Raw genomic sequence first — 883 nt, 5'->3', positions numbered from 1 at the left:
TCGTTCAAATGATGCGTGTGCTGCTCGTGGTGCTTTCCATTCCGTTTTTAGTCATTCTGATCTATACAAAACAAGATCGTACCGCAAGTGCCGCAGCAGAGACGATTTCTTCTGCAACGACAGATTTTAGGCTCGCTCCCGTTTTGTGGACCGTCATTCTTATTCTCGCTGCCTGGGGAGCTTGCAAAGCTGCGAAATTTTTAAAATTTCCAGCTCCATGGCTGCTCGGCAGCATGCTCGGTGTAGCAATTGTACATGTTGGCGGAGCTGCGGTGACAGGGCACGACATGACGGCATGGTGGCCGTCACAAGCTAACCATGTATCACAAGTATTTCTCGGGGCAACGATCGGCTCTAAGATGTACAAAAGCATGTTTGCCGGCGTCACCCGTATTATCATTGTCGGGTTTGTCTCGTCCGTCGGTTTAATCGCAGCAATGTTTTTGAGCGCCGTGATCGTTTCTGAGCTGACAGGAATTTCGCTCATCACTTCTGTTCTGGCATTTGCGCCCGGCGGGATTGCAGAGATGGCGACGACGTCAGTTACCTTACACGCTGATTCCACCTTTGTCGTTGCGGTTCAGGTCATTCGCGTCATTCTGGTTATTGCCCTGCTGCCGCCGTTTTATCGTCTGCTTCACCATCTTCATGGTGAAAAAAAAGACAAAAAGAGCTCAATCAGCGGCAGTAGTGCCTAGTTGAAAAAAAGGTTCAAGAACTTTTAATTCGCAAACCATCAAGATGGGGAAATATAAGCGGATATTTCGTTGTTAATGGATCAGGTTTGAAGTGAGTGCTGCCAGAGGGTGAAATGAAAGAAATAATTGACGACTTACGATTGAAAAAGAGGTTAAAATGAATAACCTCTTTTTCTTATATAAAG

The 883-nt window shown here is 46.4% G+C and carries 1 protein-coding gene; it reads left to right on the top strand.

Annotation, left to right across the window (positions count from 1 at the left end; translation table 11 throughout):
- On the top strand, positions 1 to 698 hold a 698-nt coding region (locus ACWHAR_RS24715; protein WP_452088135.1), incomplete at its 5' end, for an AbrB family transcriptional regulator.
- Between the last annotated feature and the right edge of the window lie 185 nt (positions 699 to 883).

The sequence above is a fragment of the Bacillus sp. LR--39 genome, from assembly GCF_053613335.1.
Note: the sequence above shows the minus strand (reverse complement) of the source record. Positions and strands in the feature narration are given on the sequence as shown.